Source organism: Streptomyces sp. NPDC005774, assembly GCF_042871645.1.
Taxonomy (GTDB): domain Bacteria; phylum Actinomycetota; class Actinomycetes; order Streptomycetales; family Streptomycetaceae; genus Streptomyces; species Streptomyces pratens.
This window is the reverse complement of sequence record NZ_JBIAIV010000003.1, coordinates 80,288-97,954: the sequence shown is the minus strand read 5'-3', so window position 1 is coordinate 97,954 and position 17,667 is coordinate 80,288. Positions and strand designations below refer to the sequence as shown.

Here is a 17,667-nt window from a genome sequence, read left to right as displayed (position 1 = left end):
CACGACCACGGCAGCGCGGAAGCGGCCCCGGGGCTCCACAGCGCTCCCGTCGCCGAGGGGGCCCTCCCCCGTGCTCAGATCCGCCGCCGGGCCTTCCGCGCCCGCCGTACCACCGCGGCCGCGCCCAGCAGGGCCACGGTCGCTCCCGCGGCGCCCGCCGCCGTCGCGTCCTTGCGTCCGAGCCGCCGTCCGACGACCGTGTGCCGGCCGGAGACCTCCTCCAGGAGCTCGGCCAGCACCTGCTCGTTGGTGTAGGCGGGCCGCCACCCGGCGTCGTGCAGCCGGCTCCCGCTGACCACCCAGGGATGCATCGTGTACGCCAGGTCCCCGGCCGGGGAGGGGGTGAGCCCGATCCGGTGCAGCCGGGCCGCCGCGCCCAGCGCGACCGCCGACGGCAGCTCCATCCGCCGGATCCCGCTGAGCTCCTCGACCTCCTCCTGCTCCAGCCATCCGTCGCACCCGACGGCCAGCTCTCCGTCGACTTCTTCCCGGACCGCATACTCCAGGGCGCTGCACAGATCGTCGACGTGGCAGAACTGCCACGCGGGCCGTGATCCGGCCACCACGAGCAGCCGGGGTGACTCGAAGTACCTGGTCAGCGCGGTGTCGGTGCCGCCGACGAGGACAGCGGGCCGTACGACCGTGACATTGAGCCCGGGGTGCGCGCGGGGTGCCCTGCGCGCGAGCCGCTCGATCTCCAGGAGGTCGCCCACGCCCGTGGCCTCGGCGGTGGCCCGCAGCTCCGCGTCCTCGGACAGCGGCAGCTCGTTGTCCGGGAGCGCCCCGTAGACCATCGTCGAGGTGCACAGCACGACCCGGTGCACTCCGGCCGCCGCGGCGGCGGTCAGCACGGTCTGCGTCCCACGGACGTTGTAGGCCGTCCGGGCGACGGCGTCGCTCTCCAGGTCGAGGTCGAGCGCCAGATGCACCACGACGTCGGCCCCGCGCAGTCGCTCCGCGATGGCTGGATCCCGCACGTCCAGGATGTGCCACTGCGCCTCGGCGCAGTCGCCGCGGCGCTCGTCGATGGCGATGACCTGCTTGATCTCCTCCGAGGCGGCGAGCCGCTCGGTGAGCAGCGCGCCGACCCCGGAGGCGGCGCCGGTGACCACGACGACGGGCCCCCGCGCGGGCGACGAGCGGGTTGACCGGTTTCGCGCTGCGCGAACCTGTGGATCTGGGGAACTCACCGGGCGTCTCCAGCGGTTGTCTTCAGTACGAGCGCATGCGAAGCATGTGTACCAGGTGGCATCCATCCTGCCGCAGGCCTTCTGTCGGCGAAGCATCGAGGCTCGAACCGCCTCAGGTGTCTACGCTGGGTGGTGTTGTCGGGCAGCCGTGCCGCCGGAAAGAACCGGTGGCCCTATCAGCCGAGGAATCCCGTGAGTGACACCCCATTCGGATTCGGCCTTCCGCCGGAGGAGCCGGACGACGGCGACGAGGGCAAGAAGAAGGACCAGCAGAGCGGTGGTGGTCAGGACCCGGCCAACCCGTTCGGTTTCGGTATGCCCGGAGCCGGCGGCTTCGGCGCTCCCGGGGCGGACAATCCGTTCGCCGCGATGTTCGGTTCCCTGAACCCCAACGACCTGGGCGCCGCGTTCCAGCAGCTCGGCCAGATGCTCTCCTACGAGGGTGGTCCGGTGAACTGGGACATGGCCAAGCAGATCGCCCGCCAGACGGTGTCCCAGGGCACCGCCGACGGCACTAAGGACGCGAGCGTCGGCCCCGCCGAGCGCAGGGCCGTCGACGAGGCCGTCCGGCTGGCCGACCTGTGGCTGGACGACGCCACCTCGCTGCCGTCCGGTGCGGTCTCCTCGGTGGCATGGAGCCGCGCGGAGTGGGTCGAGGCGACGCTGCCGGCGTGGAAGGAGCTCGTGGACCCGGTCGCCGAGCGTGTAGGCGCCGCGATGGGCGACGTGCTGCCGGAGGAGATGCAGGCCATGGCGGGCCCGCTGATCGGCATGATGCGTTCGATGGGCGGTGCCATGTTCGGTACGCAGATCGGCCAGGCGGTCGGCGTACTGGCCGGTGAGGTCGTCGGCTCCACCGACATCGGCCTGCCGCTCGGCCCAGCGGGCAAGGCCGCGCTGCTGCCGGTGAACGTCGCGGCGTTCGGCAAGGACCTGGGCGTCGCACAGGAGGAGGTGCGGCTGTATCTCGCCCTGCGCGAGGCCGCCCATCAGCGCCTGTTCGCACATGTGCCGTGGCTGCGCTCACACCTGTTCGGTGCCGTCGACGGTTATGCGCGCGGGATCAAGGTCGACACCGCCAAGCTGGAGGACGTGGTCGGCCAGTTCGACCCGCAGAACCCGGAGCAGCTCCAGGAAGCTCTTCAGCAGGGCATGTTCCAGCCGGAGGACACCCCGCAGCAGAAGGCGGCGCTGGCCCGTCTCGAGACGGCGCTGGCCCTCGTCGAGGGCTGGGTGGACGCCGTGGTGCACGCGGCGGCGAAGCCCCGCCTGTCGTCGGCGGACGCGCTGCGCGAGACGCTGCGCCGTCGCCGCGCCTCGGGCGGCCCCGCGGAGCAGACGTTCGCCACGCTGATCGGCCTGGAGCTGCGCCCTCGCCGACTGCGCGACGCCTCGCGGCTGTGGGCCTCGCTCACGGACGCGCGCGGTGTCGACGGGCGGGACGCCCTGTGGGCCCACCCGGACATGCTGCCGACGGCCACCGACCTGGACGACCCGGACGGCTTCGTGCACCGCGAGCAGATCGACTTCTCCGAGCTGGACAAGATGCTCGGCGAGGCGGCCGGCAAGCACGACCTCGGCAAGCGGAGCAAGGACGAGGACACCACCGGGGACGGCGGCGAGGGAAAGAACGACGGCGGCAAGGACGACGACCGCAAGGGTGACGGCGCCGAGTGAGTCTGCACGACGACGCGGTTCTCGTGCTCAAGGGGTACAAGGACCAGCCGGAGCTGCGCCAGGCCTACCTGGACCACCTCGCCGCGCATCCGGACGGCATGTGGAAGGCTTGCCACGTGGGCCATCTCACCGCCAGCGCCCTGGTGGTCGACCCCGGGCGCGGCCGGGTGCTGCTGACCCTGCACCGGAAGCTGCGGATGTGGCTGCAGATGGGCGGTCACTGCGAGCCGGGCGACCCGTCGCTGACGGCGGCGGCTCTGCGGGAGGCCACCGAGGAGTCGGGCATCGCGGGGCTGACCCTCCTGGCGGGCGGGCCGGTGCGCCTGGACCGGCATGCGATCCCTTCACCCTGCAACTGGCACTTCGACGTCCAGTACGCGGCCGTGGCCGCTCCCGATGCCGCGCACACCATCAGCGAGGAGTCGCTCGACCTGCGCTGGTTCCCGTACGCCGAGGTGGCGGAGGTGGCGGATGCCTCGGTCGTCCGTCTGCTGGAGGCGACCCTGACGCGGCTGGGCGACTGATCTGCGGGGGCGGGCCGGGCCGGCACCCTGTGTTCTACGGACACGGGCAGGAGACCGGCACCCGGCTGTTCCACGGATACCCGTGAGGGGCGACCGCCAAGCCTGTCGCCCCTCACACGTTGTGTCTGCGGACGCCGCTCAGCTCCAGACGTTGCCCTGGTTCTGCCCGCGGGCACCCTGCTGTCCCATGCCGTAATGCGCGGCGATGCCGGATCCGATCCGGGCGTTCTGCGGCGGCAGCAGCTCGCTGGGCTGAACGAGCGCGAAGCCGCTGCCCATGAAGCTGAGCTCCCAGCCCTCGCCGGTGTTGCCGCGGCGCCGCCACACTCCGGAGGAATGCGTCTGGGCCTGCAGTTGCACGCGCAGCCCCATGGACCAGGCGACGATCGCGTCGGCGTCGCAATTGACGTACTTGTCCGGCGTCACCTGCATCAGCAACGGCATGCCGGAAGTCATCAGGGCAACCTTGCCCTGACCGGTGATGTTGAGCTGGTACTTTCCGGAGCCGGAGATGCCGTACAGGCTGTCGACGGCGATGACCTCGTGATGCAGCGAGGAGTCCATGGCAAGCACGTAGCTGCTGTCGACGGTCAGCCCCTCATGATCCACGTCCATGACATGGATGTGCTGGGCGAGGTTGGCGAGGTAGACCGTGCCCTGCCCGTGGCAGCGCATCAGGTCCAGTCCCTCACCGGTGCGCGAACGGCTGCGTGCCTGGCCGCGGCTCTGGTACTCGGCGTCGAACTCGACGAGTCCCTGGTAGGCGATCATGCTGCCCTTGCGGGCGAGGATGTCGTCGTGCCCTCCCAGAGCGACCCGGAGCATCTGCTTGTTCTGCAGGCTCCAGCGTTCCTGGGTCTGCTGGTCGTTGAAGGCGAAAAGCGGACTCTGCATGGTGTGGTTGCTCCCCCTCAGCCCCGGACCCGGAGACGGTCGGTGCTGTCCTCACTGGGCTGGACGACGACGATGCCCTGACCGGAGAACGCCATCTGGTAGGCCTCGCCGCTGCCGCGGCCGATCAGCGACTGCGCCCGGAAGCTGCGCTTGCCCTTCACCTTGAGGTTCGGGGACCAGGCGACCAGGGCGTCCGGGTCGACGTACGTCTCGTCGTCACCGCCGCCGCAGTCGACGACGATCGGCTTGCCCCGGGAGGTCAGCGCGACCCAGCCCTGCCCGGAGATCTTGGTGTTCCACAGGCCCTGACCGGCGAACTTCGCCAGACCCTTCACCCGTTCCACGCCCCATGTCAGGCCGGCGTCGAAGGCGAGCAGGTTGGTGGCGTTGACGGAGATGCCTTCGCCGTTGAGGTTGAGCACGACGACGTTCGCACCGTAGTCGGCGAGGTAGAGCAGTCCGTCACCGGAGCACTTCATCAGCGGGGCGCCCTCCCCGGTGGCCCAGTCCCGGGCGATCTGGCGCACGGCCGGCGGGTTGGGCTCGTACTGGATGAACCCTTCGTAGGCGATCATCGACCCGACGCGCGCGAGGAGGTCGTTCCCCGTTTGCATGGCGACCTTGAGCATGTGGTCGCCGTGGTTCTCCATACGCGCGGTGACCGGTGCGGGGGCGTAGCCCGCGAGTGGCTGGTTCATGACGGGCTCCCTCAGATCTCGTACGGCTGGACGACGATGAAGTTGCCGGGCGCGCCCCGGAACTGGAGGTTGACGCTCTCCCCGGTATCACCGGGGTAGGAGTTGCGGCGCATCCGCACCTGGCTGGAAACGATCACCTGGGAGGCGGCCGACCAGGCGACCACGGCGTTGGCGTCGGCGAACGTGGTGGGTGTCACCGGCAGGACCACGGGCACACCGTGCGTCTTGACGACGATGGTGCCGGTCCCCTGGAACTGCATCGTGAACAGCGCGCCGCCGGGGATGCCGTGTCCCTCGATGCGGCGGACCTCGTACTGGAGGCTCTCGTCGAAGGCGAGGACGCTCTCGGCGGAGACACACACGGCGTCTCCCTGGAGCTCGATCGGGTGCAGCATCGTGGCGTCCTCGGCGAAGAACACCTGGCCCTGGCCCGTGCAGCGCATCAGCTGCATCTCCTGGCCGGTCGCGTTGCCGACAATCCGGCCGCTGAACCCGGCGCCCTTGTAACTGAAGTCGACCTTGCCCTGGTAGAGCACCATGCTGCCCTGACGGGCCAGCACGGACTGTCCCCCCATGCCGAGGTCGGCGCGGACCAGCTTCGGGTTCTGCTGGGTCCAGCGCTGTCCGGTGGGCGTCTCCTTGAACATCTGGAGCGCGCCGAGCACACCCGGGCTCTGCGGCGCTCCCTGAGGTGCGCCCTGCGGTGCCCCGTAGGGCGCCGGCTGACCCGGCATCCGACCCGGCGGCATCTGTCCGGGCGGCGTCGGCTGGCCGTAACCCGGCGGGGGCGTCGGCTGGCCGTAACCGGGTGGCGGGGCGGGGGCATGCGGCGCATGCGGTGCGTGCGGCTGCGCGCCGTAGCCAGGGGGCGGCGGGGCGCTCGGGGCGGGTGGCTGCTGACCGGGCCGGTCGAAGGCGGGCGCCGGAGACGGTGGCGGCACCGGGGAACCGCCGGGCGGAGTGTGCAAGGGCGCGACGATCGTCGGCGCGGCGTGCATCGACGGCGCGGGGGCCGGCGGCGCGGGGGCCGGCGGGGTGACGCCGGGCGGAGGGGCGAACCCCTGCGCGGCGGGCTGAGGCACCGGTGCGGGAGCAGGGGCCGAGACGGGCGCGGGAGCCGGCGCGGGGGTGCCGGGGACACCGAACGCGGGCGGGGCGAAGCCCGGGACAGTACCTCCCGCCTGCGGCTGAGGCTGCGGCGGGGCGGCGGGCTCTTCCTCCGCCACCTCACCGCCGAAGTTCTTCAGCAGCGCGTCGAGCCCGCCGTCGAAGCCCTGTCCGACAGCGGCGAACCGCCACACGTCCTTGAAGTAGAAGTCACCCAGCATCACCGCCCGCTCGGTGGAGAACTCCGAGCCGCTGAAGGGATAGCGAGCCACTTCCTCGCCACCCGCGACGATGCGGATGTATCCGGGACCGATCTGGGACATCTGCCCGGCGCCGTCGAGCGTCGCCGTGAAGGACAGCTTCTTGATCTGCTGCGGGATGCCGTCCAGCGTCACGCGGAAGGACTCCGTGTCGCCCGCCTGGGGGCCCAGCAGCTGAAGGGACTCCTCGGGGGACTTCGGCTGGTTGAAGAAGATGAAGTACCGGTCGTCCGAGAGCCGTTCATCGGCATCGAGACCGAAGCAGCTGATGTCGAAGGTGAGCCCGGGGCCGGAGATCTGCACGCCTACGTACAGATCCGTACCCGCGGTGAGGTCACTGATCCTGGCCTTGTGGCCGCGTTGGAATTCCCTGGCCATGCGTACGACCGTCCCCCATCCCGAATGTGAGTGCGTCGCGCCAGGCTAACCGCAAACTCGGACATCGGGTGAAGTCGGTACAGGCCCGGTACACAATGCGCGGGTGCCTCTACGGGGCACTCACGTCGGGCGGCATTCACTGGTTGCGGGTCCCCGGCAGATGGGGCAACCGCTCGGCCGCGACCACTCCTTCGAGGTAGCCCCGGGCCCGTTCCGTCTTCGGATACGCCTCCAGCAGACGCCAGAAGCCGGGCCCGTGTCCGGGCACGAGCAGGTGAGCCAGTTCGTGGCAGAGGACATAGTCGACCACGTACTCGGGCATGCCCTGCAGTCGGTGCGACAGGCGGATGCTGCCCTCGGACGGCGTGCACGAACCCCAGCGCGTGTTCTGGTTGGTCACCCAGCGTACGGAGCGGGGCTGGGCCCGCCCGTTGAAGTACTGGGCCGACAGCCGCTCGGCGCGCTCGGCCAGTTCGGTGTCCCCGAGTGCCCGCCTGCTCTCCTGGGCCGCCAGCTTGTCGAGCATGACGTTCACCCAGCGCTGCTCCTCCGCCTCGGACATCCGGGCGGGAATGAGCACCACGGTGCGATCGCCCTCGCGGTACGCGGAGACCGTTCTGCGCCGGCGGGCGCTCCTGCGGACCTCGATCGCGCTCGCCCGTGAGCCGCTCGTCGGCTGACTCGTCGTGCTGCGCTGAGGATGTGTGGCGCTGTGCAGTGGGTCGGCGGGCACGCCCCGACGTTACCCGCTGCACACGGGGAAGTCCCGGCTCCGGGACTCTTCGATATCGATCCCCCCGCCATGCGTCGGATTTATATGATTAATTGCCCTGCCTGTGGACAAATTTCGGCAAGCCACTCCGAATCCGGGCATGCTGGCACTCGTCGACCGGCCCACGGGTGGGCGGCGATACCACGGCAGTCATTCGAGCGGCAGCCGTTCACGGAGACGCGGGGGACCTGACATGCATCCGATGGTGAAGCCGGCGCTCCGGCGCGGCTGGCGCGACCTCAACACCGTGCAGTTCGGGATGACACCCGCGCACGCATTGACCCTGGGGCCGGTGGACACGGCGACGGGCAGCTTCCTCGATCTACTCAACGGCACCCGTGGGCTCGATCGCCTGCGTGAGGAGGGCCGACGGATGGATCTGCCCGACGGTCATGTCGACCGGCTCGTGGCCCGGCTGTCCCGGGCCGGGCTCCTCGACGACTCCCGGGGCGGCGGCCCGGCCGCCGACGCCCTGCGCGAGAAACGGGAGGTCCTCGACCGGCTGCGCCCCGATCTGGCCTCGCTGGCCCTGACCACCTCCGCGCCGGGCGACGCACTCGGCCGGCTCGCGGCGCGCCGCGGAGCCCGGGTGCAGGTGAGGGGCGCGGGCCGGGTGGGCTCGACGCTGGCGGCACTGCTGTCCGGGGCCGGCGTGGGTGAGGTCGACGTCCGCGACATCGGCCGGGTCGAGCCCTGGGACGTCGCACCGGGCGGCCTGCCCCCGGAAGCCGTCGGTGATCGCAGACACGAGGCGGCCCGCCGTGTTGTGCGCCGGGCCGCGCCGGACCGGTCGCCGCGCCGGACCGCTCAGCGCCCGCCGGAGGAGGGTGCTCCCGGTTTCTCCCTGGTGATCGTCGCTTCGCGGGACGACGTCGCCGTGCACACCCCGGACCCGGCGGGGACCGAGCCTCTGATGGCCTCGGGAACACCCCACCTCTACGTCGGCGTGGTGGAGGGAACCGGTGTCGTCGGCCCGCTCGTCCTGCCCGGTGAGACAGGCTGCGCGGGCTGTCTCCAGGAAGACAGGACCGACCGGGATCCGACCTGGCCGCGTATGGTCGCCCAGTGGCGTTCCGGACAGCAGCGCCGGGTGGGAGCCTGCGATCTGTCACTGGCCGCGACCGTGGCCGGACTGGCCGGTGCCCACACGCTCGCCTTCCTGGACGGTCATGTTCCGTCCAGTGCCGGTGCCCGCTGGGAGGCTTCGCTCCCGGGTCTGCACTGGCATGCTCGGCCGGTCTGGGCGCATCCCGGGTGTCCGTGCGGAGCGGCAGGCCGGAACGCGGAGAAAACGGAGTCGGAGCACACCGCCGAACACGGCCGGACGCACGAGACAATGGGCTCGCACGGGCCGTCGAGGAAGTTGTGCCGTCAGGCGGACGCGGAGCGGCCGGCAGGGACTTGGAGGGCTCATGTCTGATCTTCCCCGGAAGGCTGTCACCAGGACCGCCAAACTGGCCGCGCTCCCGCTCGGCTTCGCCGGGCGGGCGACCTGGGGGCTCGGCAAGCGAATCGTGGGCGAGTCCGCGGAGATCGTCGGCCGCGAGTTGCAGCAGCGCACCGCGGAGCAGCTGTTCAAGGTGCTCGGCGAGCTCAAGGGCGGCGCGATGAAGTTCGGCCAGGCCCTGTCGGTCTTCGAGTCGGCCCTGCCGGAGGAGGTCGCCGGGCCCTACCGTGCGGCGCTGACGAAACTCCAGGAGGCGGCTCCGCCGATGCCTGTCCGGACCGTGCACACGGTGCTGGAGGAGCGGCTCGGCGAGGACTGGCCCGACCTGTTCCTGGAGTTCGAGGACAAGCCGTCCGCCGCGGCCTCGATCGGCCAGGTACACCGTGGGGTGTGGCACGACGGCCGTGAGGTGGCGGTCAAGGTGCAGTACCCGGGCGCCGGGGAGGCCTTGCTGTCCGACCTGAACCAGTTGAGCCGGTTCGCCCGGCTGCTGGGCCCACTGGTTCCCGGAATGGATGTCAAGCCGCTGATCACTGAGCTCAAGGACCGGGTCGCGGAGGAACTGGACTACGGCCTGGAGGCCCAGGCCCAGCGGGCCCACGCCGAGGAGTTCGCGGACGACCCCGATGTCGTCGTACCGGCGGTGGTCCACCAGTGCGAGCAGGTGCTGGTCACCGAGTGGATGGACGGCGTACCGCTGTCGGAGATCATCTCGGGCGGTACGGAGGGACAGCGGGACCGGGCCGGCCAACTCCTCGCTCGTTTCCTGTTCTCCGGGCCGGCCCGCACCGGACTACTGCACGCCGACCCGCACCCGGGCAACTTCCGTCTGCTGCCCGGCGGCCCGGACGGCGAGGACGACTGGCGTCTGGGTGTGCTGGACTTCGGCACGGTCGACCGGTTGCCGGGTGGGCTGCCCGCTCCCATCGGCGAGGCACTGCGGATGACGCTGGACGGCGAGGCGGAGGCCGTCTACGCGATGCTGTGCGCGGAGGGGTTCATCAGGGAGACCATCGAGTTGGATCCCGACGCGGTCCTCGAGTATCTCCTGCCGATCATCGAGCCGGCGCAGGCCGAGGCGTTCACATTCACCCGTGGCTGGATGCGCGGCCAGGCCGCCCGCATCGGCGACCCTCGTTCCCCCGCCTACCAACTGGCCAAGCAGCTCAACCTTCCCCCGGCGTATCTGCTGATCCACCGGGTGACCCTGAGCACGATCGGCGTGCTGTGCCAGCTGGGCGGGACGGTACGGCTGCGCGACGAACTGCGGGAGTGGCTGCCGGGGTTCGTCCTGGAAGAGAAGGAAGAAGCGGAGCCAGGGACAACGGGGGCAGAGACAACAGGGAGAACAGAAGGAGCAGGGGAACTGGTACCGAGGCAAGCGGTGGACGAGACCCTGGTGAAGGAGCCCTCGGAGGCGAAACCCGCCGGACGGAAGTCCGCCGAGCAGAAGTACATGAAGCGGAAGCCCGCGAAGGGGAAGCCCGCGGCGAGGAAGGCTACGGAGGGGAAGTCTTCGGCGGTGACCGCCGGGGACGAGGCGCTCGGTGACGAGGCGGCCGAACCGGCCGAGGAGGCGTCGGCGGCGCAGGCGTGAGAGACACCGCCCCGGACCGCGCCCGCTGTCACCACCACTGCGCGTCCGGGCGGCCCTCGATCGCCCGTGGGCGCTGCCGGGACCAGGCCTCGCAGTAGTACCGCCGGATGCCGTTCCCCACTGAAAGGGTCCAGGTCGGCAGCGGGCCCTCGGACGTCACACCACAGCGGGCGCGCGCCTGGGGCGTCTGTTCCGCGGCCGAGCGGTCGTCACCGCCATCGCCACCGTCACCATCTTCAAAATGGCTCGTCATCCGGTGACGACAACGCCGTACCGGACGGCTCGCTCGGCGCAACGCGCCGTGGGGGCCGGCCCGTTCGGCACGGACCGGCCCCCACGGAAGAGCCACGACGGGCTGGATCGACTCGAAGGACGAATCGACCCGATCGGTTGGATCGGTTACTGCATGACGGCCATGGCGAGTGCGCGGCGGGCACGCTGGGAGGCGCGCTCGGCCCGGCGCTGCATCCGACGAGCGGTCACCAGGCGTACCGCCCGACGCTCCCGCTCGGCCTCGTGCAGGCGCTCGTGCATATGCGCACGGGCCAGGGCTTCTGGAATGAGTTGCATCTCACGGGTCCTGTTCTGGCGCGAGTCGTTCGCACCACGGGTGGTGAAGTCTTCGGTCGCGGAGCCTGCGGGCTCGTCGGCGGTCGGCATCATCGGGGCCTGTTTCCGGGGGTCGTGCGTGAGGGGGCGGTCGATCGTTCCTGGGGTGTTCATGCCGTGACCGGGTTCTTCCGCGGACGGCCACGCGGCCGCTTCCGGGCGACAACGACGCCCTGGACGAACAGCTCGCCGCCCCAGACGCCCCACGGCTCACGCCGCTCCTTGGCGCCGGCGAGGCAGGCCTCCATCAGCGGGCAGGTGCGGCAGAGGGACTTGGCGTACTCGACGTCCGCCGGCGACTCGGCGAAGAAGACCTCCGGGTCGTAGGAACGGCAGGGGACGGGTACGCCGAGGTTCTCGATGGCGTCGTCGAGCGCGGTGAGCGCGGTGAGCGGAGTCAAGGTCGGGTCCTCCGTGGAGCCGGGCTTGGGGATCGTGTCGGAAGGCGGTACGGACGGGGCGTGCGCTTCGAGTTGCACGGTTCGTCTTCCTCGTCTGGTCGTTTCCGGCCGGTGGGCCGGGTGGCGGCTGGTACCGGGTTCTTGTCCTGTCCCGAGGCGCTTCGGTCCGCCGTCCCTGTTCGGGGACAAACAGAAGGGCCGCGGATCCCGGGTGGGGTTCCGCGGCCCTGAAGGCGCCGGCCTGATCGAATCAGGCTGGATCACTCCAGGGTTCTGGCCCACGGAAGGCCCACATCAGGTGGTGCTGCGTCGTCTGCTCCCGGAATCCGGCACCGGCCGCCGCAAAGGCATAGGCCTTCGCCTGTGCCTCTACCGCTTCCAGTGCCTTGATCGGTCGCTCATCACGCTCACGGACGACAAGGCCCGCGGGAGCAACGGAGGACGCCGGACGTGCGGCAGGGATGCCGGACAGAGCGGTGCCCTGATTCGAGACGCCGAGAATGCACAGGGAGACGGCCGAGCGATCGGTCATTTTGACGACGGAGCTGGTGTTGATGTTGATCACAGGACTCGCCTCCTCTCGGCGCATCGGGGGACCGGGGTCAGCCGGTCCGACGGATATGCAAGTACAGCACGGAATCAGGGCCTCCGAGAAGGCCGCTGCTCTCGTGTCTAAGAACCTATGGGGATTCCTGGGGCATGCGCAAACTATTTTCTCGACGAGTTGGAATCAGTCCTGATCTTTGCCCTGCGCTCCGTCCCTGCCTGCGCAGATCGCCAGTACGTCCGCCCCGTAACGGTCCAGCTTGCGCTTGCCCACGCCGGGGATGCGGGCGAGCCCCGGCGGGTCCTCGGGGATGGCCTCGGCGATGGCCACCAGCGTCTTGTCGGTGAAGACGCAGAAGGCGGGCTGCCCACTGCGCCGCGCCTGCTCACCACGCCAGTCGTGCAACCGCTCGTAGACGCCCTCGTCCATGTCGGAGGGGCAGTCCTCGCAGCGCATCAGTTTCATCTCGCCCGCGTCCGTCAGCGTGCGGCCGCAGACCCGGCAGCGGGCGGGGCCGCGCTGCCTGCGTCTTGGTTCCGGGGCCACGGAGACGGCGGTCGCCCTCCCGGACACACCATGCTCCACACCCCCCGTGGCTCCGCTGCCGGCCGCGCCGCCGCGGCCTGACGGCGAGCCTGAACGCAGCCCGTCGAGGAAACGGCTGGGCCGGCGGTTCGCCCGCCCGCCGGGCGAGCGGGCGAGCGACCAGGAGACGTGGAGCCGCTCCCGTGCCCGGGTGACACCTACATAGAGGAGGCGGCGCTCCTCCTCGATCTGTTCGTCGGTCTTCGCGTAGGTGATCGGCATCATGCCCTCGGCGACACCGACCAGGAAGACCACGTCCCACTCCAGGCCCTTGGCCGAGTGCAGCGACGCGAGGGTGACGCCCTGCACGGTCGGGGCGTGCTGGGCGCCTGCCCGCTCGTCGAGTTCGGCGACGAGATCGGCGAGGGTGGCGTCCGGCTTCGCGGTGACGAAGTCCTGGGCGAGGTTCACCAGAGCGGCCAGGGACTCCCAGCGCTCCCGTACCGCCCCCGAGCCCGCCGGCGGCTGTGCCGTCCAGCCTTCGCCCGACAACACGGCACGTACCTGGGAGGGCAGGTCCACCACGTCGTCGAGGAGGCTGTCGTTGCCGCCGAAGCGGGCCGCCGCGCGCAGGGCGCTGCCCGCCTTGCGCACTTCCGGACGGTCGAAGAAACGCTCGGCGCCACGCAGCTGGTACGGCACTCCGGCGTCCGCGAGGGCCTGTTCGTAGGTCTCGGACTGGGAGTTCGTGCGGAACAGAACGGCGATCTCGCTGGCCCGGACACCGGAGCCGATCAGTTCACCGATCCGGCGCGCGGCGCCCTCGGCCTCCGCGGGTTCGTCGGTGTACTCCGTGAAGACGGGGTCGGGTCCCGGGCCGCGCTGGGAGACGAGTTCCAGCCGGTGATCGGCGGCACGGCCGTGCGCCTGGGCGAGCAGTCCGTTGGCGAGGCGGACCACCTGGGGGGTCGAGCGGTAGTCGCGGACCAGTTTCACGACGGTGGCACCGGGGTGCTTGGTGCGGAAGTCGAGCAGGTGGTCGGGCGTTGCGCCCGTGAACGAGTAGATCGTCTGGCTGGCGTCGCCGACCACGCACAGGTCCTCCCGGTCGCCGAGCCAGAGTTCCAGCAGCCGCTGTTGGAGCGGGCTGACGTCCTGGTATTCGTCGACGACGAAGTGCTGGTACTGGGCGCGGACCTGTTCCGCGATGTCCTGGCGGTCCTGGAGCACGGCCACGGTGAGCAGCAGCACGTCCTCGAAGTCGATGACCCCCCGCTCCCGCTTGAGGTCCTCGTAGGCGGCGTAGAGCTGGGCGATCTCGGCGGGGTCGCGGGTCGCCTCACGCGCGGCCTTGGCGGCGGCGGGCGGGTAGTCGGCCGGGACGGTCTGGGTGACCTTGGCCCACTCGATCTCGGCGGTGACGTCCCGCAGCTCGCCCCGGTCGAGCCGGATGCGGCAGGTGGCGGCCGCGTCGGCGACGAGCTGGATCTTGCGGTCGACCAGCCGGGGCAGGGAGCCACCGACCGCTTTCGGCCAGAAGTACTGGAGTTGGCGGAGCGCCGCCGAGTGGAAGGTGCGGGCCTGGACCCCCACGGCACCGAGCTGGCGCAGCCGCCCGCGCATCTCCCCGGCGGCGCGGTTGGTGAAGGTGACGGCGAGCACGCTGGAGGGCTGGAGGATCCCGGCGCGCACCCCGTAGGCGATCCGGTGGGTGATCGCCCTGGTCTTGCCGGTGCCGGCGCCTGCCAGCACACACACCGGACCGTGCAGGGCGGTGGCGACCTCACGCTGCTCGGGGTCGAGCCCTTCGAGTACCGCGTCGGCCGAGTCCGGTACCTGCGGGAAGAGAGGGGAGTGCGTTGCTGCTGTCACACAGCCATGCTGCCAGGTCACCGGAGACGGCTGAGCCGGTTGTCCACAGGCGGACCCTCGCAGTCGTACTGATGCGGCAGGCATCACGTCCTCGTGCGGCAGGCATCGCGTCACGCGGATGAGGCGGACATCACGTCACGCGGGTGGGCGGCCACGGCCCCCGGGAATGGTGGCGCTTTCAAGTATGTTCCTCCCTCAGCGAGAACTTCCCGAGTTGCCGAAGGAGCGCGAGAGACATGCCGGGCACTGTGACGATGTACAGCACCACCTGGTGCGGATACTGCCGCCGTCTGAAGGGTCAGATGGACCGCGAGGGCATCGCGTACACCGAGATCAACATCGAGCAGGACCCGGACTCCGCGGCCTTCGTGGAGAAGGCGAACGGCGGGAACCAGACGGTCCCGACCGTACTCTTCGAGGACGGCTCGACGCTCACCAACCCGTCGTTGGCGCAGGTGAAGCAGAAGGTCGGCGTCTGAGCGAGCGGTTCCCCGGAGCGGGGTGGGCGTTCCTGACCGAGGGCCTGATCAAGGCCTGGTCGTGGGACGCCCACCCCGCTCTGTCGTTGTACGGCGGGTACCGCGGGGCGAAGGCGGTACGGCGCGGAAGGCGCCGCGGGTCAGAAGGCGCCGCGGGTCAGAAGGCGCCGCGGGTCAGAAGGCGCTGCGGGTCGGGAGGGGCTTGCCGTACCAGCGTTCGATCAGACGGGCCGCGATCGAGATGCCGTAGGGCGGGAGCACCTCGCCGGACTCGAAAGCGGCGCCCAGTTGGTCCCGGGAGAACCAACGGGCCTCGTGGATCTCGTCGCCGTCGACGTCGATCTCGGTCGAGGTGGCGCGGGCGACGAAGCCCAGCATGAGGCTGGAGGGGAACGGCCAGGGCTGGCTGGCGATGTACTCGACCTCGCCGACGCTGATGCCGACCTCCTCGTGAACCTCGCGTCGCACCGACTGCTCAATGGACTCCCCCGGCTCGACGAAGCCGGCGAGCGTCGAGAAGCGGCCCTCGGGCCAGTGGACCTGGCGGCCGAGCAGGATGCGGTCCTGGTCGTCGACGACGGACATGATCACCGCGGGGTCGGTACGCGGGTAGTGCTCGGCGCCGCAGGCCGGGCAGCGGCGAATGTGGCCGGCCGCGGCGATGACGGTGCGCTCTCCGCAGCGGGAGCAGAAGCGGTGCAGCCGCTGCCAGTTCTCCAGGGCGACCGCGTGCACCATCAGACCCGCGTCACGGGGTGACAGGAGCAGGCCCGCCTCGCGCAGGCCGGCCGGCCGGGCGGAGTCGTCCATGCGGCCGGGCAGAGCGTCCTTCTGCAGGGCGAAGTAGCTGACGCCGTCCTCGTCGGTGCCCAGGAAATAACGGTGTGCTTCGGTGAGCGGTGCCTCGAAGGGGGGCGTCATGACGAGTTCGGTGCGGCCGTCGGCCGTCTCGTCGATGAGGACCTGGCCGCCGGAGACCACGAAGCAGCGCGTCGAAGGGTGGCTCCAGGCCGCCGCGAGCCATGCTTCGTCGAGCCGGTGGTGGGCGGCGCGGTTGATGCCGCTCGGGGCGGTGAGCGAGACGGGGCGGTCGGTGGTGTGGTCGGTCCAGGTGGTCACGGGTGCTTCCAACTCCCCCGGTGAAACGGATGGGATCGGCGGTCGGTTCGGCGGGTCGTACGGGCGGGAGGCGACCGGGCCCGTCGGCGCGCGCGGTGGCGGGGTGCTTCCAGTGTGCCCTGCGCGTCCGGCCCGGGCCGGACGGCCTGAGAGCGTTCAGGGCACGCGCCGCCAGTGCTCGGCGAGGTCGTCCCAGAGGTGTGCGGCGGCCTCGGCGCCCTTGAGGAGCAGGTCCAGTTCGACCTTCTCGTCGGGGGCGTGCCATCCGTCGGACGGGACGGAGATGCCGAGGAAGAGCACGGGGGCGCCGAGCACGTCCTGGAGGTCGGCGGCCGGTCCGGAACCGCCCTCGCGCGTGAAGCGGACGGGTGTGCCGAAGGCCCTGCCCATGGCGCGGGCCACGGACTTGAGGGCCGGGTGGTCCAGCGGGGTCAGGCACGGGCGGGTGGCGGGGCTGAAGGCGATCTCGCACCGGATGCCGTCGGGAATCCGTCCGGCCACCCAGTCGCGGACGGCCTTCTCGATGTGGTCGGGGTCTTGTCCTGCGACCAGCCGGAAGGACAGTTTGACCATGGCGGAGGACGGGATGACCGTCTTGCTGCCGGGGCCCTGGTAGCCGCCGCCGATGCCGTTGACCTCCGCGGTGGGGCGGGCCCAGACACGCTCCAGGGTGCTGTATCCGGCCTCGCCGCCGGTCGCGTGGGAGGAGGCGGCGCGCAGCCACTCCCGCTCGTCGAAGGGCAGCTCGGCGAAGAGTTCGCGTTCGCGGTCGGTGAGCTCGACGACGCCGTCGTAGAAGCCGGGGACCGCCACGCGCGCGTGCTCGTCGTGCAGCGCGGCGACCAGCCGGGCGACGGCGGTGGCCGGGTTGGGCACCGCGCCGCCGAAGGAACCGGAGTGGATGTCCTGGTCGGGACCGTGCAGGCGGATCTCGCACTCGACAAGGCCGCGCATGCCGGTACACACGGTGGGGGTGTCCTCGGACCACATCCCGGTGTCGGAGACGATCACCACGTCGGCGGCGAGCCGGTCCGCGTGCCGCTCGACGAGGGTCCGGAAGTGGGGTGAGCCGGATTCCTCCTCGCCCTCGATCAGCAGCTTCAGGTGCACTGCCGGAGCGGTACGGCCGGTCGTGGCGAGGTGCGCCCGGACGCCGAGGGTGTGGAAGAACACCTGGCCCTTGTCGTCGGCCGCCCCGCGCGCGTACATCCGGTTGTCCCGGACGAGGGGCTCGAAGGGCTCGCTGTGCCAGCCGTCCTCCCGGGCGGCGGGCTGCACGTCGTGGTGGCCGTAGACCAGGACGGTGGGCGCCCCGGGGTCCGAGGAGGGCCATTCGGCGTAGACGGCGGGTGCGCCCCGGGTCGGCCAGACCTCGGCGGTCGGGAAGCCGGTCGCGGTGAGTGCGGCGGCGAGCCAGTCGGCGCTGCGGCGCACGTCGGGTGCGTGATCGGGCTGGGCCGACACCGACGGGATGCGCAGCCACTCGGTGAGGTCGTCGAGGAAGGTGGCTCGGTGCTGTTCGATGTACGTGCGGACGGCGCTGACGGCACTGTCAACGGGCTGGCTCATGG

Annotated in this window: 15 protein-coding genes and 1 pseudogene; 5 read left to right on the top strand and 11 right to left on the bottom strand. The window is 70.9% G+C overall.

Annotation, left to right across the window (positions count from 1 at the left end; genetic code table 11):
- Positions 1-74 precede the first annotated feature (74 nt).
- Entirely contained in the window at positions 75-1,190 is a 1,116-nt protein-coding gene (locus ACFYQA_RS04360) for an SDR family oxidoreductase (RefSeq protein ID WP_388911344.1), read from the bottom strand.
- 192 nt (positions 1,191-1,382) lie between these two features.
- Between ACFYQA_RS04360 and ACFYQA_RS04355 the strand changes: the two genes are divergently transcribed.
- Both ACFYQA_RS04355 and ACFYQA_RS04350 read left to right on the top strand, forming a co-directional pair.
- Entirely contained in the window at positions 1,383-2,867 is a 1,485-nt protein-coding gene (locus tag ACFYQA_RS04355) for a zinc-dependent metalloprotease (RefSeq protein WP_388911341.1), read from the top strand.
- Entirely contained in the window at positions 2,864-3,391 is a 528-nt protein-coding gene (locus ACFYQA_RS04350) for an NUDIX hydrolase (RefSeq protein ID WP_388911338.1), read from the top strand. Before ACFYQA_RS04355 ends, ACFYQA_RS04350 begins: the two co-directional genes overlap by 4 nt.
- 138 nt (positions 3,392-3,529) lie before the next feature.
- Here ACFYQA_RS04350 and ACFYQA_RS04345 read toward each other — a convergent pair whose 3' ends face one another.
- From ACFYQA_RS04345 to ACFYQA_RS04330, 4 genes are all read right to left on the bottom strand, one after another.
- On the bottom strand, positions 3,530-4,285 hold the full coding sequence (locus ACFYQA_RS04345; RefSeq protein WP_388911335.1) for an AIM24 family protein: 756 nt from the start codon (positions 4,283-4,285) through the stop codon (positions 3,530-3,532).
- A gap of 17 nt (positions 4,286-4,302) precedes the next feature.
- Positions 4,303-4,983 (bottom strand): AIM24 family protein, encoded by a 681-nt coding sequence (locus ACFYQA_RS04340; RefSeq protein ID WP_388911332.1) that lies wholly within the window; start codon positions 4,981-4,983, stop codon positions 4,303-4,305.
- Positions 4,984-4,994: 11 nt separating this feature from the next.
- Positions 4,995-6,728: a TerD family protein gene (locus tag ACFYQA_RS04335; RefSeq protein WP_388911329.1), complete on the bottom strand. Its 1,734-nt coding sequence runs from the start codon at positions 6,726-6,728 to the stop codon at positions 4,995-4,997.
- A gap of 136 nt (positions 6,729-6,864) precedes the next feature.
- Entirely contained in the window at positions 6,865-7,461 is a 597-nt protein-coding gene (locus ACFYQA_RS04330; RefSeq protein ID WP_386396373.1) for a M48 family metallopeptidase, read from the bottom strand.
- Between the two features lie 232 nt (positions 7,462-7,693).
- Between ACFYQA_RS04330 and ACFYQA_RS04325 the strand changes: the two genes are divergently transcribed.
- Positions 7,694-8,920, top strand: coding sequence for a TOMM precursor leader peptide-binding protein (locus ACFYQA_RS04325; RefSeq protein ID WP_388911325.1), 1,227 nt, complete (start codon positions 7,694-7,696; stop codon positions 8,918-8,920).
- Positions 8,913-10,283 (top strand): annotated as a pseudogene (locus tag ACFYQA_RS04320) (ABC1 kinase family protein); the annotation flags it as partial. The gene ACFYQA_RS04325 and the pseudogene ACFYQA_RS04320, both read left to right, overlap by 8 nt.
- A 660-nt stretch (positions 10,284-10,943) precedes the next feature.
- Here ACFYQA_RS04320 and ACFYQA_RS04315 read toward each other — a convergent pair.
- From ACFYQA_RS04315 to ACFYQA_RS04300, 4 genes are all read right to left on the bottom strand, one after another.
- Positions 10,944-11,267, bottom strand: a complete 324-nt coding sequence (locus ACFYQA_RS04315; RefSeq protein WP_388911322.1) for a hypothetical protein — start codon at positions 11,265-11,267, stop codon at positions 10,944-10,946.
- Positions 11,264-11,632, bottom strand: coding sequence for a WhiB family transcriptional regulator (locus ACFYQA_RS04310; RefSeq protein WP_055573144.1), 369 nt, complete (start codon positions 11,630-11,632; stop codon positions 11,264-11,266). Before ACFYQA_RS04310 ends, ACFYQA_RS04315 begins: the two co-directional genes overlap by 4 nt.
- A 172-nt stretch (positions 11,633-11,804) precedes the next feature.
- Positions 11,805-12,119 (bottom strand): hypothetical protein, encoded by a 315-nt coding sequence (locus ACFYQA_RS04305; protein WP_388911319.1) that lies wholly within the window; start codon positions 12,117-12,119, stop codon positions 11,805-11,807.
- A gap of 165 nt (positions 12,120-12,284) precedes the next feature.
- Positions 12,285-14,582, bottom strand: coding sequence for an ATP-dependent DNA helicase UvrD2 (locus ACFYQA_RS04300; protein WP_388911317.1), 2,298 nt, complete (start codon positions 14,580-14,582; stop codon positions 12,285-12,287).
- A gap of 152 nt (positions 14,583-14,734) precedes the next feature.
- Here ACFYQA_RS04300 and ACFYQA_RS04295 point away from each other — a divergent pair, with 152 nt between their 5' ends.
- Positions 14,735-14,977: a mycoredoxin gene (locus ACFYQA_RS04295; RefSeq protein WP_386396386.1), complete on the top strand. Its 243-nt coding sequence runs from the start codon at positions 14,735-14,737 to the stop codon at positions 14,975-14,977.
- A gap of 174 nt (positions 14,978-15,151) precedes the next feature.
- On the opposite strand, the gene nudC is transcribed toward ACFYQA_RS04295, so the two are convergent.
- Positions 15,152-16,108, bottom strand: a complete 957-nt coding sequence (gene nudC / locus ACFYQA_RS04290; protein WP_388911313.1) for an NAD(+) diphosphatase — start codon at positions 16,106-16,108, stop codon at positions 15,152-15,154.
- Positions 16,109-16,252: 144 nt separating this feature from the next.
- Positions 16,253-17,665 (bottom strand): dipeptidase, encoded by a 1,413-nt coding sequence (locus ACFYQA_RS04285; protein WP_388911310.1) that lies wholly within the window; start codon positions 17,663-17,665, stop codon positions 16,253-16,255.
- Positions 17,666-17,667: the final 2 nt, after the last annotated feature.